General features: G+C 71.8%; 25 protein-coding genes. 10 read left to right on the top strand and 15 right to left on the bottom strand.

The features are described from left to right. Positions 1-15: 15 nt before the first annotated feature. From ABKA17_RS22575 to ABKA17_RS22540, 8 genes are read right to left on the bottom strand one after another with little or no spacing between them, the layout of a single operon-like run. Positions 16-516 carry a hypothetical protein gene (locus tag ABKA17_RS22575; RefSeq protein WP_353693981.1) on the bottom strand — a complete coding sequence of 167 codons (501 nt, stop codon included), beginning with the start codon at positions 514-516 and terminating at the stop codon, positions 16-18. A 52-nt stretch (positions 517-568) separates the two neighbouring features. Next, the gene (locus tag ABKA17_RS22570; RefSeq protein ID WP_353693980.1) at positions 569-1,003 is read right to left on the bottom strand and encodes a VOC family protein; all 435 of its coding nucleotides are present in this window, start codon (positions 1,001-1,003) and stop codon (positions 569-571) included. Between the two features lie 19 nt (positions 1,004-1,022). Then, positions 1,023-3,101, bottom strand: a complete 2,079-nt coding sequence (locus ABKA17_RS22565) for a glycoside hydrolase family 31 protein (RefSeq protein ID WP_353693979.1) — start codon at positions 3,099-3,101, stop codon at positions 1,023-1,025. A gap of 5 nt (positions 3,102-3,106) precedes the next feature. Beyond that, positions 3,107-3,934, bottom strand: a complete 828-nt coding sequence (locus tag ABKA17_RS22560; RefSeq protein ID WP_353693978.1) for a carbohydrate ABC transporter permease — start codon at positions 3,932-3,934, stop codon at positions 3,107-3,109. Further along, the gene (locus tag ABKA17_RS22555; RefSeq protein ID WP_353693977.1) at positions 3,931-4,854 is read right to left on the bottom strand and encodes a carbohydrate ABC transporter permease; all 924 of its coding nucleotides are present in this window, start codon (positions 4,852-4,854) and stop codon (positions 3,931-3,933) included. The genes ABKA17_RS22560 and ABKA17_RS22555 overlap by 4 nt, the downstream gene beginning before the upstream one ends. Beyond that, positions 4,851-6,095, bottom strand: a complete 1,245-nt coding sequence (locus tag ABKA17_RS22550) for an ABC transporter substrate-binding protein (protein WP_353693976.1) — start codon at positions 6,093-6,095, stop codon at positions 4,851-4,853. Before ABKA17_RS22550 ends, ABKA17_RS22555 begins: the two co-directional genes overlap by 4 nt. A gap of 46 nt (positions 6,096-6,141) precedes the next feature. After that, complete coding sequence (locus ABKA17_RS22545) at positions 6,142-7,077, bottom strand: LacI family DNA-binding transcriptional regulator (protein ID WP_353693975.1); 936 nt, start codon at positions 7,075-7,077, stop codon at positions 6,142-6,144. 2 nt (positions 7,078-7,079) lie between these two features. Further along, a complete protein-coding gene (locus ABKA17_RS22540; protein ID WP_353693974.1) occupies positions 7,080-9,551 on the bottom strand; it encodes an ATP-binding SpoIIE family protein phosphatase in 2,472 nt (823 codons plus the stop codon). A gap of 253 nt (positions 9,552-9,804) precedes the next feature. Between ABKA17_RS22540 and ABKA17_RS22535 the strand changes: the two genes are divergently transcribed. Further along, the gene (locus tag ABKA17_RS22535; protein WP_353693973.1) at positions 9,805-10,116 is read left to right on the top strand and encodes a hypothetical protein; all 312 of its coding nucleotides are present in this window, start codon (positions 9,805-9,807) and stop codon (positions 10,114-10,116) included. 4 nt (positions 10,117-10,120) lie between these two features. On the opposite strand, the gene ABKA17_RS22530 is transcribed toward ABKA17_RS22535, so the two are convergent. Next, positions 10,121-11,026 carry a LysR family transcriptional regulator gene (locus ABKA17_RS22530; protein ID WP_353693972.1) on the bottom strand — a complete coding sequence of 302 codons (906 nt, stop codon included), beginning with the start codon at positions 11,024-11,026 and terminating at the stop codon, positions 10,121-10,123. 96 nt (positions 11,027-11,122) lie between these two features. Here ABKA17_RS22530 and ABKA17_RS22525 point away from each other — a divergent pair, with 96 nt between their 5' ends. The 4 genes from ABKA17_RS22525 (at position 11,123) to abc-f (ending at position 15,364) form a co-directional block, all read left to right on the top strand. Continuing rightward, positions 11,123-11,977, top strand: a complete 855-nt coding sequence (locus ABKA17_RS22525) for an alpha/beta fold hydrolase (RefSeq protein WP_353693971.1) — start codon at positions 11,123-11,125, stop codon at positions 11,975-11,977. Beyond that, the gene (locus ABKA17_RS22520; protein ID WP_353693970.1) at positions 11,974-12,786 is read left to right on the top strand and encodes an LLM class flavin-dependent oxidoreductase; all 813 of its coding nucleotides are present in this window, start codon (positions 11,974-11,976) and stop codon (positions 12,784-12,786) included. The genes ABKA17_RS22525 and ABKA17_RS22520 overlap by 4 nt, the downstream gene beginning before the upstream one ends. Positions 12,787-12,799: 13 nt before the next feature. Beyond that, positions 12,800-13,570 carry a class I SAM-dependent methyltransferase gene (locus tag ABKA17_RS22515; RefSeq protein WP_353693969.1) on the top strand — a complete coding sequence of 257 codons (771 nt, stop codon included), beginning with the start codon at positions 12,800-12,802 and terminating at the stop codon, positions 13,568-13,570. A gap of 147 nt (positions 13,571-13,717) precedes the next feature. After that, complete coding sequence (gene abc-f / locus ABKA17_RS22510) at positions 13,718-15,364, top strand: ribosomal protection-like ABC-F family protein (RefSeq protein WP_353693968.1); 1,647 nt, start codon at positions 13,718-13,720, stop codon at positions 15,362-15,364. An 8-nt stretch (positions 15,365-15,372) separates the two neighbouring features. Here the strand turns inward: abc-f and ABKA17_RS22505 are convergent, their stop codons facing one another. Next, positions 15,373-15,960: an SMI1/KNR4 family protein gene (locus tag ABKA17_RS22505; RefSeq protein ID WP_353693967.1), complete on the bottom strand. Its 588-nt coding sequence runs from the start codon at positions 15,958-15,960 to the stop codon at positions 15,373-15,375. Between the two features lie 221 nt (positions 15,961-16,181). On the opposite strand from ABKA17_RS22505, the gene ABKA17_RS22500 reads away from it, so the two are divergent. Then, on the top strand, positions 16,182-17,696 hold the full coding sequence (locus ABKA17_RS22500) for an FG-GAP repeat protein (protein ID WP_353693966.1): 1,515 nt from the start codon (positions 16,182-16,184) through the stop codon (positions 17,694-17,696). Between the two features lie 94 nt (positions 17,697-17,790). On the opposite strand, the gene ABKA17_RS22495 is transcribed toward ABKA17_RS22500, so the two are convergent. Next, entirely contained in the window at positions 17,791-18,699 is a 909-nt protein-coding gene (locus tag ABKA17_RS22495; protein ID WP_353693965.1) for an NAD(P)-dependent oxidoreductase, read from the bottom strand. Positions 18,700-18,782: 83 nt separating this feature from the next. Between ABKA17_RS22495 and ABKA17_RS22490 the strand changes: the two genes are divergently transcribed. Then, a complete protein-coding gene (locus ABKA17_RS22490) occupies positions 18,783-19,154 on the top strand; it encodes a winged helix-turn-helix transcriptional regulator (protein WP_353693964.1) in 372 nt (123 codons plus the stop codon). A gap of 18 nt (positions 19,155-19,172) precedes the next feature. Here the strand turns inward: ABKA17_RS22490 and ABKA17_RS22485 are convergent, their stop codons facing one another. Then, positions 19,173-19,742, bottom strand: coding sequence for a TetR/AcrR family transcriptional regulator (locus tag ABKA17_RS22485; protein WP_353693963.1), 570 nt, complete (start codon positions 19,740-19,742; stop codon positions 19,173-19,175). Between the two features lie 214 nt (positions 19,743-19,956). On the opposite strand from ABKA17_RS22485, the gene ABKA17_RS22480 reads away from it, so the two are divergent. From ABKA17_RS22480 to ABKA17_RS22470, 3 genes are read left to right on the top strand one after another with little or no spacing between them, the layout of a single operon-like run. Further along, entirely contained in the window at positions 19,957-20,640 is a 684-nt protein-coding gene (locus ABKA17_RS22480) for a nucleotidyltransferase family protein (RefSeq protein ID WP_353693962.1), read from the top strand. After that, the gene (locus ABKA17_RS22475) at positions 20,637-20,912 is read left to right on the top strand and encodes a BON domain-containing protein (RefSeq protein WP_353693961.1); all 276 of its coding nucleotides are present in this window, start codon (positions 20,637-20,639) and stop codon (positions 20,910-20,912) included. Before ABKA17_RS22480 ends, ABKA17_RS22475 begins: the two co-directional genes overlap by 4 nt. Further along, positions 20,909-21,649, top strand: coding sequence for a metallophosphoesterase family protein (locus ABKA17_RS22470; RefSeq protein ID WP_353693960.1), 741 nt, complete (start codon positions 20,909-20,911; stop codon positions 21,647-21,649). The genes ABKA17_RS22475 and ABKA17_RS22470 overlap by 4 nt, the downstream gene beginning before the upstream one ends. Before the next feature lie 45 nt (positions 21,650-21,694). Here the strand turns inward: ABKA17_RS22470 and ABKA17_RS22465 are convergent, their stop codons facing one another. The 3 genes from ABKA17_RS22465 to ABKA17_RS22455 are packed head-to-tail and all read right to left on the bottom strand — an operon-like array spanning position 21,695 to position 25,672. Then, complete coding sequence (locus ABKA17_RS22465) at positions 21,695-23,335, bottom strand: HAMP domain-containing sensor histidine kinase (protein ID WP_353693959.1); 1,641 nt, start codon at positions 23,333-23,335, stop codon at positions 21,695-21,697. After that, positions 23,332-24,078 carry a response regulator transcription factor gene (locus tag ABKA17_RS22460; RefSeq protein ID WP_502994353.1) on the bottom strand — a complete coding sequence of 249 codons (747 nt, stop codon included), beginning with the start codon at positions 24,076-24,078 and terminating at the stop codon, positions 23,332-23,334. The genes ABKA17_RS22465 and ABKA17_RS22460 overlap by 4 nt, the downstream gene beginning before the upstream one ends. Before the next feature lie 10 nt (positions 24,079-24,088). Beyond that, positions 24,089-25,672 (bottom strand): streptophobe family protein, encoded by a 1,584-nt coding sequence (locus tag ABKA17_RS22455; protein ID WP_353693958.1) that lies wholly within the window; start codon positions 25,670-25,672, stop codon positions 24,089-24,091. Positions 25,673-25,849: the final 177 nt, after the last annotated feature.

Raw genomic sequence — 25,849 nt, 5'->3', positions numbered from 1 at the left:
GGCGTACCGGTCTGCTCAGACGGCCGGGAACGGAGGTGTCCTGTCCATCGTCAGCAGCAGCTTCCGGGCCGGTTCGGCTTCTTCGGGCCGCACGGATGAGGCGAGGCCCTCGATGACCGCCCGACCCGCGCGCACCGCTTCCCGGCCGGCCACCTCCCACGCAGGCTGCTCCCGGAAGCTCGTGCGCTGCGGACCACCTGCCGCCACGGCCGAGGAGTGCCACTGCTCGGTCCGGTAGACGCTCTCGAGCAGATCCAACACCTCGGCCTTGCACGGCACGTACGGGGCACCGGCGAGCTCCAGCAGGAAGGGCACCGTCGGGGCGGTCGCCTCACCGACGACGAACCCCAACGCACAGACGAGGTCGCCCAGTTCGTCGAGGGCGTGGCGGGCCGTGTCCTCGCCTCCGTACGCGATCCGGGAGAGCAGCGGTGGGATGTCCCCGGCCGGGAGTTGCCGCGCGTCACGCAGGTCCTCCCAACGGACGCCGGAGACGCCTTTCAGCAGACTTCCCACGCACAGCCCCCTTCGCCCCGGCGTGGCGGACGTTGCCGCCCGCCGCAGTGCCTCAGTCGAGGCAGAACTCGTTGCCCTCGATGTCCTGCATCGCGATGCAGGACTCGTCGAAGCCGTCGGCACGCAGGACTTGTACGACCACCGCGCCGAGCGCGACCAGTCGTGCGGCTTCGGCCTCCAGCGCGGCGAGGCGCTCATCGCCCACGAGCCCGGTGCCGGCCCGTACGTCGAGATGGACCCGGTTCTTGACGACCTTCCCTTCGGGAACGCGCTGGAAGTACAGACGCGGGCCCACCCCCTCGGGATCCACGCAGGCGAACGACGCACCCTGACGCTCAGGGGGCAGTGAGCGGTCGTAGGCGTCCCAGGTGGCGAATCCCTCGGGCGGCGGCGGTACGACGTACCCCAGCACCTCGCACCAGAAGCGGGCGACGCGCTCAGGTTCCGCGCAGTCGAAGGTGACTTGGAACTTCTTGATCGACGACATCGGACCACCATAGGCGCAGTCAGGGGTGGGCGGGGCCGTCGGTCGTGATGGCGGTGGTGAGGAGGCGGGCGCCGGCTCGTAGCCAGAGGGGGGCCGTGGCCAGGGGGACGTCGACGCCGTGCCAGGCCGGACCGGTGAGCGCGGGTCCGCCGTCGTAGGGCAGCCACTCCCCCGGTGGGAACCAGATCTGCCGTCGGCCTCCCGGCGCGTACAGCGGGGCGACCAGCAGGTCGGGGCCCAGCAGGTACTGGAGGTCGGCGGCGTGGGCGTCCGGGCGGTCGGGGTGGTCCAGTGGCATGGGGCGGGCCAGGGGTTCGCCGGTGCGGACCGCGTCGGCCGCGGCCGAGCAGAGGTACGGCAGCAGGCTCATGCGCAGTCGGGCCGCGTGCAGGACGGCCGCGTACGCCTCCTCGCCGAAGTCCCAGGGCAGCCGGGACGTCATGCCGTGGAACCGGCTGAGGGGTGACAGCAGGCCGAACTGGGCCCAGCGCACGAAGAGTTCGGGGCCGGGTGTGCCATGGAAGCCGCCGATGTCGTGGCTCCAGAAGGGGTGGCCGGACAGGGACAGGGAGAGGCCCGCGCGCAGGGTGGAGGCGAGGTCCTGCCAGCTCGCGTTGGGGTCGCCGGTCCACTTGACGCCGTGGCGCTGGCCGCCGGTCCAGGTCGAGCGGCCCCAGGTCAGACCGTGGCCGGTGCCTGCCTCGCGGGTGGCCTCGGCGACCAGGTCGTTGTAGAGGAGGGGGTAGAGGTTGTGCAGGCGGTCGCCGGTCATGCCGTTGTGGGCGACCGCGTCGGCGGGGACCGCCTCGCCGAAGTCGGTCTTCAGGACCGACGCGCCCGTGGCCAGCACTGCCCGGACACGGGCCCGCAGCCAGTCCGCGGCGCCGGGGTGGGTGAGGTCCAGCACGGCCGAGGCCGGGTGTGTGCCGCCCCAGACGTCGGCGATGTACGTGGCGCCGGAAGTGGTGTGCAGGAACCAGCCGTTGGTGTCCGCCTCGGCGAAGTACGGGCTGTCGACGCCGATGTAGGGGTTCATCCAGAGCGAGACGTGGAAGCCCTGCTCCGCCAGGTCCCGCATCAGCCCCTCCGGGTCCGGGAACGCCTCGGTGTCCCAGCTCATGTCCGACCAGGAGCCGTGCCGCTGCCAGTACGTGTCGATGTGCAGGACCTCGCAGGGGAAGCCGTGCGAGCGGATGAGGCGGGCGCGCTCGCGTACGTCGGCCGCGCTGTCCTGGCGGAAGCCGCCGGAGATCCAGGGGCCGAAGGCCCATCGCGGGGGCAGGAGGGCGGGGCCGGTCAGGTCGCGGTACGCGGTCAGGCACTCGGCGGGGGTGCCGGTGACGAGGTGGTAGTCGAGGATCTCGTCGGGCACGGTCATCGACCAGGCTCCGGTGTTGCTGTGGGCGAGGTCGAAGGAGGCCGCGGTGGTGGTGTCCACGAGAACGGCGTAGCCCCGGCTGGAGAGCAGGAAGGGAACCGCCTTGTAGGAGCGGGCGCCGGTCGAGCCCTGGGCGTCCTGGACCCAGCACTCGACCAGCTGTCCGCGCAGGTCCGGGCCGGTGAAGCGCTCGCCGAGGCCGTAGAAGTGTTCGTCGGGTCCGGTGATCCAGCTGTCGTGATGGGCGAGCCGGCCGTCCGCGAGTGCGGTGACGCCGAGCGGCAGCACGGCCGGGCGGTCGTTGGTGTCGCTCACGTCGGTGGCCTGGCGCAGCACCCGTCCATGACGGTCCGTCACCTCCATGGCGAAGGGCGACAGTTGGACGTCCGCCCGCAGGCCGTCGAGGTGCAGGGTCAGGGTGTCCCGCGTCTTCTCCACCGTGCAGCCTGTGTCCGTCGGCGCGGTCACGACACTGACGCGGGGCATGGCCGGGGCGTCGGTCATCCGCAGCGTGATCCGCAGAGCGCTGCCCGTCGCGGGGCGCAGACGGAGTGTGCCGGTGCGTCCGGACGCGGTGCGTACGTGCAGGGTCGCGCCGTCCTGGCCTGCGTGGGCGACGGAGGCGGTGACGACCGGGTCGAGCGCGGCGGGTCCGGCCGGGGTCAGCGGCGGGGGCGGCGCCACGAAGGGGGTGTGGTCGCGGGGGTGCACGGAGGACATGGCGGTCAGCCCCTCACACTGCCCGTGGCGAGCCCGCCGACGATGAAGCGCTGGAAGACGGCGAAGACACACACGACCGGGATGCTGATGAGGGTGGCGGTGGCCATCAGGGCACCCCACGACGTGCCGTGCTGTCCGATGAAGGAGTTGAGCAGCACGGTGACGGGCTGGACGTCCGGTCCCGGACCGAGGGTGAGGCCGAAGAGGAACTCGCCCCAGGCGATCAGGAAGGACAGGCCGGCCGCCGCGACCACCGCGGGCACCATGAGCGGAAGGACGACACGCAGCAGCACTCCGGGCAGTCCGCAGCCGTCGACCAGGGCGGCCTCCTCCAGCTCCGGTGAGACGCTGCGCATGACGGGACGCAGCACGATCACCGTGAAGGGCAGGGTGAGGGTCGTGTCGGCGGCGATCAGGCCCAGGTAGGTGTCGGAGAGGCCGGCCCGGCGTTCGAGGATGAACAGCGGTGCCGCCAGCACGATGGCGGGCGGCAGTTGGGCGACGAGGAGGCCGAGCACCATCGCGCCGGAGCCCCGCATCCGGACCCGGGCGAGCGCGTAGGCGAGCGGGACACCGAGCAGCAGGGTGAGTGCCACCACTCCGCCTGCGATGACCAGGCTGTTGAGCAGGGCCCTGGTCAGCCCGGCGTAGCCCAGCGCCGTGGAGTAGTTCTCGCCGGTCACGGGGCTGGGCACCCATTGCGGGGTCGGGCTCAGAATGCGGTCCGGCGGGGTGAGGCTGGTCTTCACCATCCAGTACACCGGCAGCAGGAAGGCCGCGGTGATCACGGTGGCGAGCGCGGTGAGCAGCCAGGGGTGGCGCGGCGGTTTCATACGGCACCTCCCGCCGGCGCCTCGTGCTCGCGCCGCAGCCGTCGTACGTACCACGCGCCCGCGAGCAGCGGTACGCCGAGCAGCAGCAGGCCCGCGGCGGCGCCCTGGCCGAACCGGAAGAAGGTGAAGAAGACCTCGTAGACGTAGAGGGAGAGCACGCGGGTGGCGTCGACGGGGCCGCCGCCGGTCATCACGAAGACGATGTCGAAGACCTTGAAGGTGTAGACGAGGCCGAGGAGGAGGACGGTCACCGAGACCGGCCGCATCAGCGGGAGGGTGATGTGACGCAGGCGCTGCCAGGCGTTCGCCCCGTCGAGGGCGGCGGCCTCGTGGAGCTGGGGGTCGATGGTGTGCAGTCCGACCAGGAGCAGCAGCATGTTGAAGGGCACGCCGACCCAGATGTTGGCGAAGACCACCCCGGTCATGGCGGTGGACGGGTCGGTGAGCCAGTCGTGGGACAGGGAGTCGAGGCCGACCGCTTCGAACAGGGCGTTGTAGGCGCCGGACTCCGCGTCCAGCATCCAGCGGAAGAGGGTGCCACTGACGACCGCGGGCAGCAGCCAGGCGACCAGCAGGAGTGAGCGCAGCAGGCCGTTGAACGGGAAGGGGCGGGCGAAGAGCAGGGCCAGGGCGAAGCCGAGGGTGAACTGGAAGAGCAGCGAGCCCAGGGTGAAGACCAGGGAGAGGCGTACGGAGTGCCAGAAGGCCGGTTCGTCGACGACGGCCCGGTAGTTGTCCAGTCCGTTGAACCGCTCGCCGCCGCCGAGCAGTTGGCCCAGCTCGACGTCGTGGACGGAGGTCCACACGTTGTAGAAGAGCGGGTAGGCCAGGAAGAGGGCGAGGAAGGCGAGGCCCGGGAGGCAGAACAGGTAGCCCGCGCGTCGGCGGCGCGCACCCGGCGGGAGACTTCTTCGCTTCATCGCTCTCCCAGCGCCTTGTCGATCTTGACGGCCGCGTTCTTCGCCGCCGCGGACGGGGAGGCGGCCCCGGTGAGTACGGCCTGCTCCGCCTCGGCGACGGCCTGGGAGGCCTCGGCGTAGTGCGCGCCGTACTGACGGGGGCGGGCGAGGGGCAGCTGGCTGAGGAAGAGCCGCAGGGCCGGGTCGGACGCCCAGCTGCCCCGGTCGGCGAGGTCCTTGCGCGCGGGCAGCTCACCGAAGGCCACCAGGTACGGCACCAGCACCGACGGGCGCTGGGTGTACTCCAGGACCTCCCAGGCCTTGTCCAGATGCTTGCTGTTGGCCATCACCACCCAGTTCTCGCCGCCGAGACAGGTGGCGGCCTCCTGGTCACGCGGGAGGGCCACGACGTTCCAGTCGAAGTCCGCCTTCTTCAGCGTGGGGATCTGCCAGGGGCCGTTGATCTGCATCGCGGCGCGCTGGTTGAGGAACCGGGTGTTGACGTCCTGCTGGGTCCAGCCCACGCACTGTTCGGACAGGGAGCCCTTGGCGATCAGGCCGTCGAGGAAGGACAGCGCCGTGGCTCCGTCGGTGGCGAAGGTGTCCAGGTCGCCGCCCGCCTGCCACAGGAACGGCAGGAACTGGAAGACGCCCTCCTCCGTCTTGATCGCGCTCAGGGCCAGACCGTAGCGGTCCCCGCGCGTCAGCCGCTCGGCGGCGGAGGCCAGCTCGTCCCAGGTGGTGGGCGGTTCCACCCCGGCGGACTTGAGCATCGCGGTGTTGCAGTAGAGGGCCAGGCAGTTGCTGTTGTTGGGGATGCCGAGGGTCTTCCCGCCGACCTGGCAGCCCTCCCAGGGGCCTTTGTAGTACCGGTCGGCCTGGCCCCACTTCTCGACCCGGGCGGTGAGGTCGGCCAGCAGGTCGCTGCCGCCCAGGGTGTTCATGGCGACGTTGTCGACGATGGCGATGTCGGGGAGGTCGCCGGAGATGGCGCCCAGGGTGATCTGGCGTTCGAGTTCCGCGAACGGGAAGGACCTGCGCTCGATCTTCACGTCCGGGACGCCCGCCTCGATGTCCTTGATCAGGCGCCGCATTCCGGGCTGGAAGTTGTCCAGGGTGAAGTAGTCCCACCAGGTGAGGGTGGTGGGGCCGGACTCGGACGAGCTGCAGGAGGTGAGGGTTCCGCCGAGGCCCAGGGCGGCGGCGCCCGCCACCGCTCCCGAGGTTCGCAGGAAGCCGCGACGGTCGACGGGGTACGACATGTGCTGCTCCCAGGGGTCGGTATTTCGGGGTGCAGAAACCGACGTATCAGAAATCTATGTCGAAATCGGGGAATTCCGGCTCGGGTTCCGTACCCGGCACCGGTCGGCAGCGGCCGGTGCTCGCGCGCAGGGTGATCAGAGGTTTCAGCAGGACGTGCCGGGGGGCCGCGTCGGGCGTGCGCAGCCGCCGCATCATCAGGTCGACGGCGACCCGGCTCATCTCCTTGGCGGGGATCTCCGCGGCCGTCAGCGCCGGGCTCACCTGTTCGGCCCAGGGGCTGGCCGCGACGCCGACGACCGAGAAGTCGCGCGGCACGCTGCGGCCGTTGCGGGTGAGCCCGCGGTAGACGCCCTCCAGGGCGGCCTCGTTCTGGGTGACCAGGGAGGTGGTCTCCGGGTCGTCCCGCAGGATCCGCTCCACGACCTCCTCCCCCGAGGCGAGATCGTCGCCGCACAGGTAGGCGCGCGGCGTGAGCAGCAGCTTCTTCATCGCCTCGGTGTAGCCCTCGTCGCCGAGCCGGGCGAACCCGTACCCGCTGCGGAACAGCTGCTCCGACCGGTTGACGAAGGCGATTCTGGTGTGGCCCAGGTCGGCGAGGTGCTGGACACAGCCGCCGGCCAGACCGGCGAAGTCCAGGTCGACCCAGCCGGACACCTCGGCCCGGTGGTTGCGGCCGATGGCGACGAAGGGGAAGCCCTCCTCGGCCAGCCGCTCGACCCGGTCGTCCTCCCGGCGGATCTCCATGACGATCACGCCGTCCACCCGCCGGTCACCGACCATCCGCAGGAACGAGGGATCCTCGTGGGTGCCGGCGGGCGAGAGCAGCAGGTCGTAGCCGCACGACGTGGCGGCCTCGGCGACACCGCCGACGAAGGCGAGCTGCATGGTGGTGTAGTCGTGGCCCCGTCCGGCCGGCGGGAAGAGCAGCCCGAGTGTGTGCGTCCCGGCGCCGGAGCCCTCGCTACTGGTGCGCGCTGTCATGGTCAGCCCGCCGGGAGGGTTTGTTCGGCCCAGATGGTCTTGCCCTCGGCGGTCTGGCGGGTGCCCCAGCCCTGGGTGAGCTGGGCGACCATGTGCAGCCCGCGCCCGCCCTCGTCGTAGGTGCGGGCCCGGCGCAGATGCGGGGCGGTGTTGCTGGCGTCGGACACCTCGCAGATCAGGGTCCGGTCCCGGATCAGCCGGAGGCCGATCGGTACGGCCCCGTAGCGGATGGCGTTGGTGACCAGCTCGCTCACCACCAGCTCGGTGACGAACGCCGCGTCCTCCAGCCCCCACAGGGCCAGCTGGCGGGAGGCCTGGGCGCGGGCGTCGGCCACGACCGAGGGGTCCGACGGCAGGGACCAGGCGGCGACCTGGTCGGCGTGCAGGGCCCGGGTGCGGGCCAGGAGCAGTGCCACGTCGTCGGCGGGACTGTCGGGCAGCAGGGCCTTCAGGACGGTGTCACAGGTGGTCTCGAGCGGGGCGACGGGGCCGGCCAGGGCCTCGCAGAGCTTCTCGAGCCCGAGGCCGACGTCACGGTCGCGCGCCTCGATCAGGCCGTCGGTGCAGAAGGCCAGCAGACTGCCCTCGGGCAGCTCCAGCTCGGTCGACTCGAACGGCAGCCCCCCGACCCCCAGCAGCGGCCCGGGGCTCAGCTCGACCACGCTGACCGTGCCGTCGGGGAGCAGGACGACCGGCGGGACGTGCCCGGCGCTGGCGATGGTGCAGACCCGGGAGACCGGGTCGTAGACGGCGTACAGACAGGTCGCGCCGACCTCGCCGGTGTCGTCCCGGATACGGCCCTCGACACTGTCGTCGTCCGACGTGAGGTGGATGACCAGGTCGTCCAGATGTGTCAGGAGCTCGTCCGGGGGCAGGTCCACGTCGGCGAGGGTGCGGACCGCGGTGCGCAGCCGTCCCATCGTCGCGGAGGCCTGGATACCGTGCCCGACCACGTCGCCGACGACCAGGGCGACACGGGTGCCCGACAGGGGTACGACGTCGAACCAGTCGCCGCCCACGCCCGCCCCCGTGCCGGCCGGCAGATAGCGGTACGCCACCTCGACGGCCGCCTGTTTGGGCAGGTCACGGGGGAGCAGACTGCGCTGGAGGGTGAGGGCGTTGATCCGCTCACGGGTGTAGCGGCGCGCGTTGTCCACGCCTACGGCGGCCCGGCCGGCCAGTTCCTCGGCGAGGATCAGGTCGTCCTGCTCGAACGGCGGGGAGTCACCGGCACGTACGAAGACCGCGACTCCGAGGGTGATGCCCCGGGCGCGCAACGGGGTGGCCATGACGGAGTGGAATCCGTACTCCTCGACGCGGGCGGTGCGGGTCTTGTGCCCGGCGATCCAGCGCGCGAAGTCGGGGGCGTCCACGCCGCTGAGCACCGGTCGGCCGTCGGCCAGACAGCGCGCGGGCGGGGAGAACGGGGGGTAGCTGTCGATCTCTCCGAGGTCGATGGCGGCCTCGGGGACGTCCTCGCCCTCGGCGGAGGACTGGTGGGCCACCCTGCGCAGCACCACGGCGGCGTCGATCGGCCCGGGGACCGGCTCCTCCCCGCGCAGGACGGAGTCGAGCAGGTCCACGCTGACGAAGTCGGCGAGCCGCGGAACGGCGAGATCGGCGAGCTCCTGGGCGGTGCGGGTGACGTTCAGGCTGGTGCCGATGCAGGTGCCGGCTTCCTGGAGCAGCGCCAGCCGCTGACGGGCGGAGTGCTGGTCGCTGCTGTCGAACGCGGCGGTGCCGACGCCGACGACCTCGCCGGTGGCGGGATCCCGGACGGGCCAGAGCTCGAAGACCCGGGCGCGCTGACGGACGGAGGCGGGGGCGCCGCCATCAGGGGTGGAGGTCGGCTCCGGGACCGGGGGCTCGTAGCGCATCGGCTCGGCCTCTTCGGCGACTCGGCGTACGCAGCGGAGGAAGCCCTCGTCGGCGGCGGGGGCGGCCATGCGGCGCTCGCTTCCGGGCTCGGAGGCCTCCTCTCCCGCGAGCTCGGCGACCGGGCCGCCGCCCTCCGCGGCCGCGTTCAGCTGCCAGGAGCCGGACGCCGTGGTGTGCGTGGACAGCGGGATCGAGGCCTGGGCGAAGGACCATTCCGCCATCCTCGGCTCCGCGGGAGCGGCGACGGCGGTCAGCACGAACCCCCGGGGCGCGCCGTCGGCGCCCAGCGACGGATGGGTGGACAGGGTCACTTCGACGCGGTGACCGTCCCGGTGCCGCAGCGCCGCCGGACCGCTCCACTCGTCACAGCCGGTGAGGGAGGCGAGGGGGGTGGCGGAGGTGGGGGAGCTCGCCGCCTCCGATCCATCGAGGAGCAACTCCGTCGCGGCACGTCCTACGGCCTCCGGGGCACGGTGGCCGAGCAGCCGCCGGGCACCCTCGCTCCACCCGGTGATGACACCGCCCTCGTCGACGGTGACGGTTGCGACATCGGCTGACCACCCGTAGTGACTGCTTCCTTGATCAAAAGTGGCCATTCTTGCTCTATTCGTGCAGTGAGGTGACTCACAGACCCAGCGTGCGCGCAGGGAAAGAATCGGACAAGTCAGATCGAGGGATCGGGCGCTCCGTCCGAGGCCAGGGGCGGGTGGCAGAATGCCGACATGATTCTTATCCGAAAGGGCAATGCCGCGTAGGCGCCCCAAGGCCGTCCGCGCCGAGCGATGGCGGCCGCCCAAGCACCCACCGGTCCGTCGGATCCCGGGCGTATCAGCTCGAACGCGGGCGGCGGTGCGACGTGTCGAGGCCGAACGCCTGTGGCCGGACGCGGTCGCTGTCGCTCTCGACCGGTTCGCGAGGGCTTTTCAGCAGCCGGGACGCTATCTGACGGGCCCCGGCGACAGCCCCGGCATCGAGATCGAAGACGGCCGGGACGACCTGGACGAGGCACTGCGGTACCTGCCCGCAGGAGCCCGCGCGGATCTGGGTCGCCTGGTGGAGCGGATCGACGTCGAGTTCGAGCGCCGTACCGTTCCCGATCCGGGTCGGATGTGCGAATGGACGGCCGGGCGCTGGTGGTGGTGGCGTATCCGCGAACGGTGACGCGTCAGGCGCCGGTCGACGGCGGTGCGAGTTCGGCCGCCACCTCGACGGCGATGTCGACGGCCCGTCCGGCAAGGGGCGAGTGGATACGTCCGGCCTGCCAGTGCAGATAGATCTCCCTGGGCGGCGGGGACGGCCGCAGCTCATGGACGCGAAGCCTGTCGTCGGCCTGGACGTCGGCGCCTCGGATGGCGAGCCAGGGCAGCACCGCCGATCCCAGGCCGGCTCGCACCATCGACAACAGGGTGTCGTTGACCGCGCTCCGGAACACGATCCGCGGACGGGCGCCGCTGGCGGCGAGGGCCTGCTCCATCGAGGGCTGGTCGCAGGTCAGGGGCCAGGCCACCATCGGTACGCCGTCGAGCAGTTCCAGCGGGACCGGGCCCTCGGGGAAGGTGCCGGCGCCGGCCACCAGCAGATACGGATCGTCGAGCAGCTTGCGGTGCTCCACGTCGCCGTCGAGGCGGCCGTCGTAGAACAGCAGGTCGAGGTCACCGATCTGCGGCTGCTCCGGCTCCTCCTCGGACAGGCGGATGTCGCAGCCGGGGTGCTCGTCCCGCAGGCGGCGCACGACCGAGGGCAGGATCACGTTGGACACGCTCTGGAAGGTGCCGATGTCGATCCGGCCGTCCCCCGCCCTGAACCGGTCGACGGCGGTGGCGAGGCCCTCCGCCCGCGCCAGCACCGCGCGACCGTGCTCCAGGACCACGGAACCGAGCGGAGTCAGCCGCACCGGCCTGGGCCCGCCCGGCCGGTCGAAGACCGGACCGCCCACGGCCCGCTCCAACGCGGCGACCTGCTGACTCACCGTCGACTGGGTGTACCCGAGCCGGGCGGCTGCCCGGCCGAACGAGCCCTCCTCGACGATGGCGGCCATCGCGGCCAGGTGGCGCAGCTCGACGTCGCTCATGCCGTCCAGGGTAATCAGGTTCATCGTCATGTGCGATCGAGTCGATCGGAAATCATCGCTTTTCACGATGGAGTCGCGGCCTCTAGCGTTCCTGACATGACCTCACATCAATCTCATGGCGAGCAACTCCTCGGTATCAACGGCGTCGAGCTGTGTGTCGAGACCTTCGGGGACCGCGACGCCCCGGCGATCGTGCTGGTCGCCGGGTCGTCCGCCTCGATGCTGTGGTGGGACGCCGAACTGTGCGAACAGATCGCCGCCCGCGGCCGGTTCGTGGTCCGCTACGACCACCGGGACACCGGCCGTTCCACCAGCTACCCGCCGGGACAGCCCGCCTACTCGTACACGGACCTGACCCTCGACGTGCTCGGCATCCAGGACGCCCTGGGCATCGAGCGGGCCCACCTGGTCTGTCAGTCGATGTTCGGCGGGGTCGGGCTCATCCTCGGTGTGGACCATCCCGACCGGGTCGCGTCGCTGACGTTCGTCTCCACCTCGACCGGCGCCGACGAGCTGCCACCACCGTCGAGCGACCTGGCCGTACCGGCCGAACCCGACTTCTCCGACACGGCCGCGGTCGTCGACTACGTGGTCGCCGGCGCGAAGGCGTACGCCGGTGGCTCACCGCACTTCGACGAGGCCGCGATCCGGGCACTGGTCGCACATGACGTGGCGCGCGCCTCCAGCTACCCCTCCACTCTGGTCAACCACTACGCCATCGAGTCCGGCGGTCCGACGCGCGGCGGCTTCGGCGACATCACGGCGCCGACCCTCGTGGTCCACGGTGACCACGACCCCCTGCTGCCACTGCCGCACGGCGAGGCGCTGCGCGACGCGATCCCCGGTGCGGAGCTGCTCATCCTCAAAGGGGCCGGACACGACCTGCCCGGTGCGGTGTGGGACGACTTCGCGTCCGCTCTGGTCCGGCACACGGCAGGGGGCCGCTCATGAACCGGCTGCGTTCGGCACTGTGGCTGCCGCTCTTCGACGACCTGGCCGACCCGCGGGTGGTCGCGCGCCTGGCCGCCGAAGCGGAGGAAGCCGGCTGGGACGGCTGCTTCGTATGGGACCAGCTCACCTGGCGGGCGCCGGTCCGACAGGTCGCCGACCCGTGGATCACCCTGACGGCGATGGCGACCACGACCGAACGCCTCCGGCTCGGCCCGATGGTGTCGGTGCTCCCCCGCCGCCGGCCCGCCAAGGTCGCGCGGGAGAGCGCGACACTGGACCGGCTCAGCGGTGGCCGACTCACCCTCGGTGTCGGCCTGGGCAGCGACCGGTTCGCCGGGGAGCTGTCCAGGACCGGCGAGGAGCTGGACGACCGGCGGCGCGGGCGGATGCTCGACGAGTCCCTGGCCGTCCTGACCGCAGCCTGGTCGGGCGAGCCGGTGCACCATCACGGCGAGCACTACACGGTCGACGACATCACCTTCCTGCCGCGCCCGGTCCAGCGCCCGGGCATCCCGGTCTGGGCCGCCGGATTCCCGGGCAACGCCAAGCCGGTCCGCCGCGCCGCACGGCTCGACGGCTTCTTCCCCGCCAACCTCGACCACCCGGACCAGCTCGCCGAGGTCGTCGACACCCTCACCGCACTGCGCCACGGCGACATGGCCTCGTACGACATCGCGGTCGGGCTGCCGCACGGCGTCGATCCCGCACCGTACGCGCGAGCGGGCGCGACGTGGTGGCTGGCAGAGTTGGACCCGGGTGTACGGCTCGACACCGTGCGGGGCGTACTGCGCGACGGTCCCGCGGCCTGAGGAGACGATCGCGTTGTTCGACTACGACTCGGAGCTCGCCCGCCATCAGCAACGGCTGTGGCAGGCCCTCGACATCCGGCCCGGCGAGCGTGTCCTCGACATCGGCTGCGGTACCGGTCAGACCACCAGGGACGCGGCCCGAGCCGCCTCACCGGGCACGGCGCTCGGCGTCGACGTCTCCGATCCGATGCTGGCGCGGGCCCGCCGACAGGCCGAGACGGAAGGGCTCCGCAACATCGATTTCGTACGGGCCGACGCCCAGACCCATCAGTTCGCGCCGGAGCACTTCACCCTGGGCATCAGCCGGTTCGGCACGATGTTCTTCGCCGACCCGGTCGCCGCCTTCACCAACATCGGACGGGCCCTGCGTCCGGGCGCACGCTTCGTGCAGCTGGTCTGGCAGGCCGCCGACCGTCAGGAGTGGCATACGGCGATCCGGGCGGCGCTCTTGGACGGCCACGCGGCCTCGACGGCCACGCAGGCGGCCGACGGCGCCTTCAGCCTGGCGGAACCGGATGCCGTGGTCGACATCCTGACCTCGGCCGGCTTCACGGCGGTGGACCTCGTCGACGTACACGAGCCCGTCTACTACGGGCCGGACACCGACGGCGCGCGTACGGCCGTACTCCAGCTGCGCATGGCGAAGGAATGGCTCGCCGAGCTGGATGCCGCGTCGGCCGAGCGGGCGCTGGATCGGCTGGGTTCGACGCTCGACGCGCATGACACCGGCGGCGGCGTGTGGTTCGACTCCCGCGCCTGGCTGGTGAGCGCGCGGCGGGCCTGACCGGGCGACCGAGCGAATATCGGTGGAGACGATACGCATCGTCTTGTACGGTGTCTGTATGCGCTTCTTCTACTTTCTCTGAGTCCGGGCACGGCCGACGCCGCCGTTTCTGCTGCCCCTAGACCCTTCGCGACCCCAGGGAAAGTCATGCGCGAACGCGCCCGTACCGCCATGCCCGCCGCCGTGTCACAGCTGTCCGTCAAGGAGGTGACCAAGTCCTACGGCACCCGAACCGTCCTCGACCAGGTCGGCTTCACCGTCCGCCCCGGCGAGAAGGCCGCCGTCATCGGCGAGAACGGCTCCGGCAAGTCCACCTTGCTGCGGCTGCTGGCCGGGGCCGAGGTGCCGGACGCCGGGGAGATCACCGTCGACTTCCCCGGCGGCACGGGACACCTCGCCCAGACCCTCGATCTCGACCCCCGCCGCACCGTGCAGGACGCGGTCGACGTCGCCCTGTCCGAACTGCGCGCCATGGAGCGCCGGTTGCGCATGGCGGAGGAGCTCCTCGGCGAGGCGTCGGAACCGGAACTCGCCGCGTACGGCGAGCTGTTGAACGCGTTCGAGGAGCGCGGCGGGTACGAGGCGGACATCCGTGTGGAAGCCGCCATGCACGGACTGGGGCTCGCCGGGATCACCCGCGACCGCGTCCTTGGATCGCTCTCCGGCGGCGAGCAGTCACGGCTCGCGCTCGCCTGCGTACTGGCCGCCGCCCCCGAACTGCTGCTCCTCGACGAGCCGACGAACCACCTCGACGCGGCGGCCGTGCGCTGGCTCGAGGAGCATCTGCGCGCGCACCGCGGCACCGTCGTCGCGGTCACCCACGACCGCGGATTCCTGGAGCGCATCGCCACCGCGATCCTCGAGGTCGACCGGGACACCCGCACGGTGCGCCGGTACGGCGACGGCTGGACCGGCTACCGCGCCGCGAAGGCCGCCGCCCGACGCCGCGCAGAGCAGGAACACGCGTACTGGCTCGACGAGGTGGCCCGCGCCGAGGAACTGCTGGAGGCCGCCGGGAGGCGGCTGGCCACCACCGGCAAGGACCCGCAACAGGGCTTCGGCAAGCATCGCCGGTCGCACGAGGCGAAGCTCGGCGGACAAGTGCGGTCGGTGCGGGAGCGGTTGGCCCACCTGCGGCGCCACCCGGTTCCTGCGCCACCCGAACCGCTGCGGTTCACGGCGGCCCCGTCAGCCACCGGCGGCGCGCATGCCGTCGAGCGTCCGCTGGCCGAGCTCGACAGGGTGAGCGTCGGCGCACGGCTGTCTCTGGACGGTCTGCTGACGATCACACCCGGGCAGCGGCTGTTGGTCACGGGCGGGAACGGGGCGGGCAAGACGACCCTTCTGCGGGTTCTGGCGGGCGACCTGGAACCGGACGCCGGCTCGGTACGGCGTCCGGCCCACATCGGCTACCTCGCCCAGGAGTTGCCCACGCGCTCCACCCGACTGCCGCTGCTCGCCGCCTTCGCGGTCGGCCGGCCAGGTCCGCCCGAGGAGTACGCCGACCAGCTGCTGGCACTCGGGCTGTTCCGCGAGGAGGATCTGCGCGTCCCGGTCACAGCACTGTCCGCCGGGCAGCAACGGCGACTGCAGATCGCGAGGTTGGTGACCCGGCCCGTGGACCTCCTCGTACTCGACGAACCGACCAACCACGTCGCGCTCGACCTCGTCGAGGACCTGGAGGCAGCGCTCGCGGCCTACCAGGGTGCGGTGGTCGCGGTCTCCCACGACCGCGGCTTCCGCGAGCGCTTCCCGGGAGAGCGGCTGGAACTGAGGGGTGGGCGCAGGTGCTGAGCGGTGAGTCAGATCCTCGGAGCGAGCCGATACCTCTCGGGATGCGCTTGAAGCCGGGGTGAGGTGAGTGACAGGGCCCGGTCGTCCAGTCCGGCCGTCATGTGGTCGAGCCAACGCTCGTACCAGGCCAGGAAGTCCATGGCCGAGGAGACGTTCGGGCCCCAGAAGCCGTCGGCGTTGCCGATGAGTACTCGCCCGGTGAGGGGGCCGGTCACACCTACCAGGACGAGATCGCTGCAACCGGGTTCGATGACGTGCAGGAACAGGTCACCTCGACGGGTGGCGCGCCAGGCCCGGTCGAATCCTCTCGTGTCCCGGCCGGCCTCCTTGGGGTTCATCGTGAAGAGCGTGCAGTCCTCCAACGGGATCAGCCCGTAGAACGGGGACGCACCGCTGCCACCCATGCCGGTGAGGAAGTCCCGGTAGGAAGAGGGGAGTTCCACGTCGTGTTCGGCCTCGAAGTCATCGACCCGAGCCGCGGCCACGCGGGGGCCGAGACGGAATCTGTGCCGCTCCTCCCCGAAGGAGTGGCTTCGGTCGGGCACGTAGGGGATGTGTGCCAGCTTGCGTCGCAGCCGCGGAATGCGGGAGTCCATGCGAGCTCTTCTCTCGTGTCCGCCCGCACACTACCGCAGCGGGCGGCCGCGGCGGCGTGGCATGTCGTGGTGCCGCAACGGATGTCACTGGGGTGTCACAGCACGCCTGGGCCCCACAACTTGTGCCGGACCACCCGAGTCGAACCCCGCGTCGGAACCAAGAACAGCCGGCCCTGACCAGTCGGCTGATGGAACGTCAACTACCCACGGGGGAACGAGACATGAGCATCAGCACGCGCACCACCCGCCGTACCGCCGGCTCCGCCGCCGTCGCGGCGACCGCCTTCCTGCTGCTGACGGGGGCGGGCATCCTGGCCGCGCCGTCCGCCTTCGCCGGCGTCCCCGGCGGCACCTCCGCCGCCGACCGCAACAGCGACTTCAACGGCGACGGATACAACGACCTCCTCACCGGCGCTCCGGAGGGCACCGTCAACGGCAAGGAGGGCGCCGGTTACGTCACCGTCCAGTACGGCGCGCCCAACGGCATCGGCACCGACACCACCGTGCCCAGGGGCCGGGTCCAGGTCGTCAGCCAGTCGACCCCGGGCGTGAGCGGCACCTCCGAGACCGGAGACCGTTTCGGACAGGCGGTCGCCACCGGTGACCTGGACGGCGACGGCTACGACGACGCGGTCATCGGCACACCCGGTGAGGACGAGGGCGCCGTCGAGGACGCCGGCCGGGTGACCGTCCTGTACGGATCCGAGAAGGGCCTCGGTGCCGAGTACACCGCGACGGTCGCCGCCGACAAGCCCGCCGAGGGCGCCCGATTCGGCCAGTCGGTGGCCGCCGCCAGGTTCTCCGGTGACATCGACGGCGACCAACTCGTGGTCCTGGACCAGAAGTCGGGCCTGCACGTCTTCACCTACCACGCGGGCGTCCTGCGACAGGTCGGCACGCCCCACTCCACCGGTCACACCCTCCAGGCCGCCTACCTCACCACCGGCGACTACGACCGCGACGGCTTCGCCGACCTCGTCGTCTCCGGTTACAGCCCCGACGACGACTACGTCATGGGCTGGTCCGCCCTCTACGCGGGCGGGGCGGAGGGGCTGAGCTACCAGCGGGACCTGCACGGCGGTCTGGGCACGGCCTCCGGTGACATCGACGGCGACGGCTACGACGACCTGGTCGTCGGCCAGCTCAGCGCCGTGGACGAGGCGGCGGGTGACGCGGACGCGCCGGGCGGGCTGATCGGCGTCTACTACGGCGGCGAGGACGGTCCCGCCGGAACCCAGGGCCCGGGCAGCGCCCCGCAGTGGTGGTCCCAGAACTCCCCCGGCGTGCCCGGCACCGCCGAGAAGGGTGACGCGTGGGGCAACGACCTGTCCGTCGCCGACGTCGACGGTGACGGCAAGGCCGACGTGGCCGTGGGCGCCCCGGGCGAGGACATCGGCACTGTCCCCGACGCGGGCGCCGTGTGGCTGCTGCGCGGCTCCCACACCGGCCTGACCGCCGTCCACGCCCAGTCGTTCGACCAGAACTCCCCCTCCGTCCCCGGCACCGCGGAGGCCGGCGACGCGTGGGGCGCCCAGGTGCGGCTCGTGGACACGGACGGCAACGGCCGGGCCGACCTGGTGGCCGCCGCGCCCGACGAGAACGCCGGGAACGGCGCGGTGTGGCTGCTCCCCGCGCGCAGCGACGGACTCTTCGCCGACGGCTCCTTCTCGTACGGCGCCGCGGCTCTCGGCGGCAACGCCCGCGGCGCCCACTTCGGCGCGGTCATCGACGAGTAATCCGCTCACGGCGGCCATCGTCGTGCCGGTGCCGACCTCGTATCGGCACCGGCACCTGTGCTCATCGATCCGTATTCATCGATTGCGCGGTCGGTCAGCGCGGTCCCCGGATGCCGTCGATGATGCGGGTCCAGTTGTCGCCGCCGTGTCCGTCCTCGATCGCGCGCCGGTAGTGGGCCTGCACGGCCAGGGGCAGCGCGAGGTCGAGCCCGAGTGACGTACTGGTCTCGACGATGTGGTCGGCCGTCGCGCCCATCATGGTGACCGTGCTGAGGTCGCCGGGGTGTTCTCCGGCATCCAGCGCGGCCCCGGGATTCTCCTCACCGGCCCTCAGCATGTCGCCGATCGAGTCGGCGGAGGAGAGCAACTCGGGCAGCACTTCCTGGGCCTTCAGTCCTGCGGTGCCCAGCATCGCGGTGGCGTGCATGAGGGCCGACAACGTGGTGAGGAACACGGCGAGTTGGGCTTGGTACATCATCTGGGCGAGGCCCGGTTCGGCACCCATGTACTTCGGTGTGCCGATCGGTGTCAGCGCCGCCCGGTGCTTCTCCATCACCTGGCCCTGGCCGCTGTAGTAGACATGGGCCGCCTCCGTGCCGACCATCGGCGCCGGTGCCATCACCCCTCCGGTGAGGAAGGTGGCACCGTGGCCCGCCGCCCAGGCCTCCGCCTCGCGGGTGCGGTCGGGAGTGTCGGAACTCAGGTTGACCAGTGTGCGGCCGGCGAGCGACGCGGTGGCGCCGTCGAGGATGTCGTACATCGCCTGGTAGTCGGTGAGGCTGAGGATCACGAGGTCACTCGCTTCGAGCGCCTCGGCGGGTGTCGCCGCGAGCGTCGCTCCTTCGGCGACGACGCCGGCGGCCCGGCCGGCGGTGCGGTTCCAGACGGTGACGGGGTGGCCGGCGGTGAGAAGGGTGCGGGTCATCGCCTGACCCATCGGGCCGAGCCCGATCACGGTGACAGGGCTGTTCTGTTGGGTGGTGCGGTTCTCTTGTTCGTTCACCCCTCCATGGTCGAAGGGCGCCACTAATCTCGGAAGTACCCACTATTTACTGCGGTACTTACCTTTTAGTTAGGGGATCAGCCATGGCCAGGGCGCCGAGATGCGGGCCTTACATCTGCGGCATCGACGCCGCGCTGGACGTCGTGAGCGGCAAGTGGAAGGGACTGATCCTCTGGGAGCTCGACGCCCATGGCGTGCGCCGCTTCGCCCAACTCCGGCGCGGCCTGCCGGGAGTGAGCGAGAAGATGCTGACGCAGCACCTGCGCGAGATGGAGGAGGACGGCCTCGTGCACCGGAAGGTCTACGCCGAGGTGCCGCCGCGGGTGGAGTACTCCCTCACCGAGCACGGCCACACCCTCAACCAGGCACTCGAGCCCCTCGGCGCCTGGGGGGTCGAGCGGATACGTCGGGACGGCACGGACGTGGTCGACACGGCCGAGACATCACACGCTTAGCGCACCTCCGCAAACCCGTCAGCGCACGCCCGCCGCGTCGAGCAGGGTCGTCACCGTCGGCGTAAACAGCCCCGTCAGCTGGTCCGCTCCGATGCCCGCGCGGGCGCTGCCGCCGTCGAAGACCAGGGCGAGCTGGCGGGCCAGCAGGGAGGGATCGCTCGCCCCGCCCCGTTCGGCCTCGGCGCGGAAGAAGCCGGTCAGGTTCTCCTTGACCACGCGGGCGACCTGGCTCGCGGGGTGACCCTGGTCCTTGAGCTCGACCTGCGCGGACAGGAAGGGGCAGCCGTAGAACTCGGGCCCGCCCGCCTGCGCTTCGACCTGCTCGAAGACGTGCAGGATCCGCTCCCGGGACGAACGGCCGTCGTCCACCGGCGGCAGCAGTGCCGCCACATAGGCGGACTTGCGGCGCTCCAGGCTCGCCGCGAGCAGCGCGTCCTTGCTCTCGAACAGCTGGTACATGGAGCGCTTCGACACTCCCGCCGCCTTGCACAGCGCCTCGATGCCGATGCCGACGCCGTCGCGGTAGGTGAGCGTGGCCGCCGCTTCCAGCAGCCGCTCCCTGGGGCTTTGTTTCACTTCGGTGGTCATACCGCGAGGTTAACCCAAGAAGAAGCAAAAGAAAACCGATCGGTTTCCAGGGTGATGTATCCGGCAGGACGACAGACGCCCAGGGCCGCTCCCGACCGACGACCCCCGTGTTGACGCCGGTGGCCCCGGGTACCCGGGGTTCATCGTCACGGTCCTCGCGGGCGGCCGCCGGGCTCGGGACGGGACACCCTGCCTGGAGATGAAGGGGGCAGCGATGACGCAGTACGCCGACGACACGACCGGCCTGCCTGCCGAGGCGGCCGCGCCGCGCTTGCCCGCGGGGGATCCGGAGTCCGGCCTCCGCGACGACCCGCCCGCAGAACAGCTCCCGCTCGACCGCAACCAGGCGATCCTGGAGGCCGCGAAACGTACCGGCGCGCTGCTGAAGCAGACGGGCTACCCGTTCGCCCTCGCCGGCAGTGTCGCGGTGTACGCGCACGGCGGCGCCCAGAACCTGCAGCACGACGTGGACTTCTGCATCAGGCCCGAGGACGCCGAAGCCGTCGCCGAAGCCCTGCGAGACGCCGGCCTGGCCGTCCACTGCCCGCCCGAGGACTGGCTCCTCAAGGCCACCTGTCTCGGACAGCAGGTCGACCTCATCTTCGAGCTGGCTCACCAGCCGGTGACGAAGGAGCTGCTGGGGCGAGCCGAGGAGCTGTCGGTGGATTCGGTGCACATGCCGGTCCTGTCGCCGACCGACCTCATGAGCAGCCTGATGGCGGCCTTCTCCGAGCACCACTGCGACTTCGGCGCGGTCCTGCCGATCGCCCGCGCCCTGCGGGAGAAGATCGACTGGGACGAGGTGCGCGGCACCTGCGTCGGCGCCGCGATGCCCGAGGCCTTCCTCTATTTCCTGGAAAGGCTGGACGTCATCCGGCCGCCGGAGGAGCAGCGATGAACGATCCCGCCGAAGACCTCGCCGCCCCGGAGAACGCCGAGTACCGGATCGCCCACCTGCGCGACCGGCTGGCCGCGGAGGAACTCGGTGAACTGGGCGTACGCGTGGAGCTACGAGCACAGACCGTCGTGATCATCGGCACGGTCCCCTCCGCCCAGTGCCGGGACACCCTGTTGCGGACCGCGCGTCAGGAGCTGGCCGGACTCGCCGTGCACGCCGATGTCGTCGTCGCCGAGAACACCTCTCCCGGCCAGGCCGAGGAGCTGCCGTGATCCGCGTCGCCGCCGTGGGCGACATCCACATGGGTCCCGACAGTCAGGGACTGCTGCGGCCCGCCTTCGACACGCTCCCCGACTGCGCCGACCTGCTCCTGCTCGCCGGCGACCTCACCCGCCACGGCACGCCGGCGGAGGCCCGCGTGGTCGCCCGGGAGGTCCAGGGACTCGGCGTGCCGGTCGTGGCGGTCCTCGGCAACCACGACCACCACGACGAACAGCCCGAGAAGGTCGCCGACATCCTCCAGGACGCCGAGGTGACCGTCCTCGAAGGCGACGCGGCGGTCCTGGACTGCGGTGGCACACGCGTGGGCGTCGCCGGGACCAAGGGGTTCGGCGGAGGGTTCGTGGGACGCAGCGCCGGGGAGTTCGGCGAGCCGCTGATGAAGGAGTTCGTACGGTACTCCCGGCGCTGCTCCGACAGCCTGCGCGGCGCTCTGGAGACGCTCGGGGAGGACACCTGCGCGGTCCGGATCGCCCTGACCCACTTCTCCCCCGTCGCCGACACCCTCGCCGGTGAACCCCTGGAGATCTACCCCTTCCTCGGCAGTTACCTGCTGGCGGAGGCGATCGACACCGCGGGCGCCGATCTCGCCGTCCACGGCCACGCCCACATGGGCACCGAGCACGGCATGACCGCCGGTGGGGTTCGGGTTCGCAACGTGGCCCAGCCCGTCATCCGCCGCGCGTTCAACGTGTACCAACTGCACACCGCCGACGAACGAACCAACTGAGGTGAGGCCTCCCCTCGTCAACGCCCGGAGCTCTTCGACGCGGACTCATCCGTCGACCGCCACCGGCGTTGCCGACCGGGTCGGCCGCTGCTGGTCCGGGTGGCTGGGGAGCAGCACGCGGAAGGTGGTTCCGCAGCCCGGAGCCGAGTCGACCTCGACGCGGCCGGCGTGCGCGGTGACGAGGGACTGGACGATGGCGAGGCCGAGACCGGCGCCGCCGGTGCTGCGGGTGCGGGAGCCGTCGGCGCGGTAGAAGCGTTCGAAGATGCGGGCCTTCTGTTCCTCGGTCAGGCCCGGCCCCTGGTCCGCGACTTCCAGGACCGCGCACTCGCCCAAGGTGCCGACGCCGATCCGGATCGGTGTGCCGGGTGGTGTGTGGGTGACGGCGTTGCCGACCAGGTTGGTGACGACCTGGCGCAGCCGGGACTCGTCGGCGAGGGCGGGGGCGGAGCCGGGGAGGCCTGCACCGCCGGGACCGGTGACGGTGACAGGGCGGGTGGGATCGAGGGCCCGTACATCGTGCAGGGCGTCGACGGCGGGCGTGCGCAGGTCCATGGGGGTCAGGTCCAGGGCGGCCGGGACGGTGGTGCCGGGGTCCGTCCCCTGGTGGCGGGAGTACGCCGTGTCGGACGGGGTGCGTTCGTCGAGGCGGGCGAGCAGCAGCATGTCCTCGACGAGCCGGGTGAGGCGTTCGGACTCGCGGGCGATACGGGTCATGGTGTCGTCGATCTCCTGCCGTCCGGACAGGGCGCCCATGCGGTGGAGGTCGGTGAGGCCCTTGATGCCGGCCAGCGGGGTACGTAGTTCATGGCTGGCGTCGGCGACGAAGCGGCTCATCCTGGCCTCGGACTCGGCGCGGGCGGCGAACGCGGTCTCGATCTGGCCGAGCATGCCGTTCAGCGCCGCGGCCAGCCGGCCGATCTCGGTGTTCGTGCCCGCCGCTCGGGGCACCCGGCGGGACAGGTCACCGCCCGCGATCTCGGCCGCCGTCTGCTCGATACGGGACAGCGGTCGCAGCCCGGAACGGACCGCGAACCAGCCGGCCACGGCGAGGACACCGAGCAGGCACAGTCCGGCGACCTCGTAGATCCGCCACATCTTGTCGACCGTGCCGTCCACTTCGGACAGCGAGGTGGCCACGACCACGCTGCCACCGGTGCCGGTCGAGGCGGTCCCGGCGGTGCCCACGAGTGCCGTACCGGCGACTCGTGCCCTGGGGACGGCGATCGCCCGCCAGCGTCCGTCGCCCTGTGCGCTGTCGACGGTGAAGGGCCGGCCGCCGTGCGCGGCGACGTCGGTGGCGGTCAGCCCGGGAAGCGCCGGGCCGGCCGCGTCCCCCTCCCGGTTCGGGCCGGCGAGGGAGTCGATGCTGCTCTCGACGGCGCCGTTGTCGTCGACGTAGGTGATGACGGGGTTGCCCAGGACGTCCGTGCTGAAGTCCGCCAGTCCCGGCGGTGGGCTCCGGCGGGCGCCGGTCTCCGCGGCTGTGGGCGGCAGCAGGGCGAACACCTGGGCGGCGGCGCGGAGTTGGCCGTCGACGCGGTCTTCCATGTAGGAGCGCAGGGCGCTTCCGGTGAGGAGGCTGAACGCCGTGAAGCCGGTGGCCAGCAGGGCGACGGCGAGCAGGAGGACGCGGCTGCGCAGCGAGGCCCGCGTCCATACGGCGGTGAGGCGGCGCACGGTCATGTCCGGGGCCCGCGCAGTACGTATCCGACGCCGTGGACGGTGTGGATCAGCTTGGGGCCGCCGTTGTCGAGCTTGCGGCGCAGGTAGCTGATGTAGGTGTCGACGATGCCGGTGTCCCCGCTGAAGTCGTAGTCCCACACCCGGTCCAGGATCTGGGCCTTGGAGACCGTGCGCCCGGCGTTGGCCATCAGGTAGCGCAGCAGCCGGAACTCGGTGGGCGAGAGGCGTATCGGCTCCCCCGCCCTGGTGGTCTGGACGCCCTCGGGGTCGAGTTCGAGGTCGGCCACGCGCAGCAGCGCCGTGGGGTCGCCGCTGGTGCGGCGCAGCACGGCGCGGATGCGGGCGATCAGTTCCTGGAGGTCGAAGGGCTTGGTGACATAGTCGTCGCCGCCGAGCTGGAGTCCGTCGATCTTGTCCCGGGTGGTGTCCCGGGCGGTGAGGAAGACCACCGGGATGTGTCCGGTCCGGGGCCCGGCGGCGGGGTCGTACCGCTCACGCAGCCGGCGGATCACCTCGAAGCCGTCCATGTCCGGCAGCATGACGTCCAGCAGGACCAGGTCGGGCGAGACCGTCCGCGCGCCCCGGAGCGCCTCCTGGCCGGTGGCGGCGGCGGTGACGGTGAATCCGGCGTGCCGCAGGGCCGCGCACAGCAGTTCCCGCACGGTCGGTTCGTCGTCCACGACCAGCAGGTTCACACCTTCGGTGACGAGCCCGGCGGCGTGCTCGGGGCGGTGGTCCGGCAGCGGGGACCGCTCAGCGGTGGGCAACGGGTACCTCCATGGGGCCGACGTCGGCTCCCGGCTCGGGGTTTTGGCCGGTGGCTGCGACGGGCGGGGTCTTGCGCGGGAGGATACGGGGGCGGTGTGTCGTCGCCCGGTAAAGAAGGCTCCCGATCGCTCCGGCCACGGCCCCGGCGACCAGCCCGCCCACCAGGGTCATCAGCACGCCGCCGTCGAGCTGGGCCTGCTTGCCGCCCATCTCGCTGCCGAACATGCTGGCGCTGAACCGTCCGGACATCCCCGCCAGCGCGGCGGCCGTACCCAGGACCAGGGCGGTGCCGATGCCGAACCGCTCGGCCAGGCCGAGGTGCGGGGCGAAGGGGCCGCGGTAGGGGTGCAGCGGGCGCATGTGCCGGGGATCCGCGCGCCGGGCGGCCACGTACGCGCAGGCCACCAGGAGCAGGACGGTCACCACCAGAGCCACCAGCCACAGCGGCCGACCGGCCACCGACACCTCCCTGAGCTGTTCGTGGCGGTCGGGCTCCACCGGCCGCTCCCCGCCGCCCAGCGAACCCAGCAGGCCGGCCAGCGGATTGCCGCCCTCGCTCCGCACCGCCTCCATGGACCCCGTCCACGACGCTCCCACGCCCAGCGACAGCACCACGGCCACCGCGTTCGGCGCCAGCAGCAGCGCGGCCCCCGCCACCATCGAGGCCCGGCCACCGACCACCACACCGACGAACGTGACCACCACCAGCGGAACGGCGACCACCAGCAGCAGCGTCCGTACGACCGCCGAGAGACCCGGCGCCCAGCCGGGCCGCAACCGGTCCACCACCCCGCCCAGCGGCACCTTCACCCGGCGGCTGACCACGCATCCCACGCCCAGCACCACGGCCACCCACAGCAGCGCGCCGAGCGCCGTCGAGCCCACGCTCACGTGGAACGCCATCGTGGGCTCGGACGCGGCACCCCCGCCACCGCCGGCACCGCCGAGGAGACGGCCCAGCATGCCGCCGGCGTCGCCGCCACCGCCGCCGAGACCGCCTCCGCCCAGACCTCCGCCGCCCCCGCCGCGGCTCGTCATCGACGCGGGCAGCGTGATCGTGCCCTTCGCGAGGGCGGCCAGGATCACCAGGGCGAACAGTGCCGCCGCCCCCGCTCCGGCCGCCCGTGCGGCCAGTTCACCGGCGTCGAACCTACGCTGCCGCAGCCGCCGGGAGAACACGAACCACAGGACGACGGCGCCGACGAGCGTCACACCGAGGGGCGTGACAGCCGCCGAGCCGCTCATCGACGGGCCCATCCCGCCACCGCCGCCGAACAGGCCCGCGAGACCGGAGCCCGACGACTCCGCCGCACCCGATGTATCCGGACCGGCGGTCAGGGAGCCTCCGACCGCCAGCACCGTCATGGCCGCCGTCAGCGACCCCAGCGATCCGACCGATCCCGCGTCCAGCAGGGACAGCGCGAGCACCGAGACCACGACCATGGCGACCACCGCGCACAGTGCGGCCGCCGCTCCTTCGACGGCGTGTGCGAGCGGGCCGTCCGGTGCGGCGGGCAGGGGCCGGGGCGCCGCCCCTGTGGGCCGGGACTTGGAGACAGTGGCAGGCATGTGAGGGGCACTCCGCTTCGCTCTCGGGAAGACACGCGGCGCCGTACGGGGACCGGGGGAAGGTACGGCGCCGCGTGCCGCGGGGACGTCCACACACTGGCGCCCGCGCCTGCGCGCATCCGGAGAGGTTCTGAGAGGTTCCTGAGAGCCCTCGGCGGAAGGCGGCGGCTCGCCGCA

Origin of the sequence: Streptomyces sp. RG80, assembly GCF_040446465.1 — a bacterium.
Taxonomy (GTDB): Bacteria; Actinomycetota; Actinomycetes; order Streptomycetales; family Streptomycetaceae; genus Streptomyces.
The sequence above is the reverse complement of the archived record's forward strand: the minus strand, read 5'-3'. Positions and strand labels throughout refer to the sequence as shown.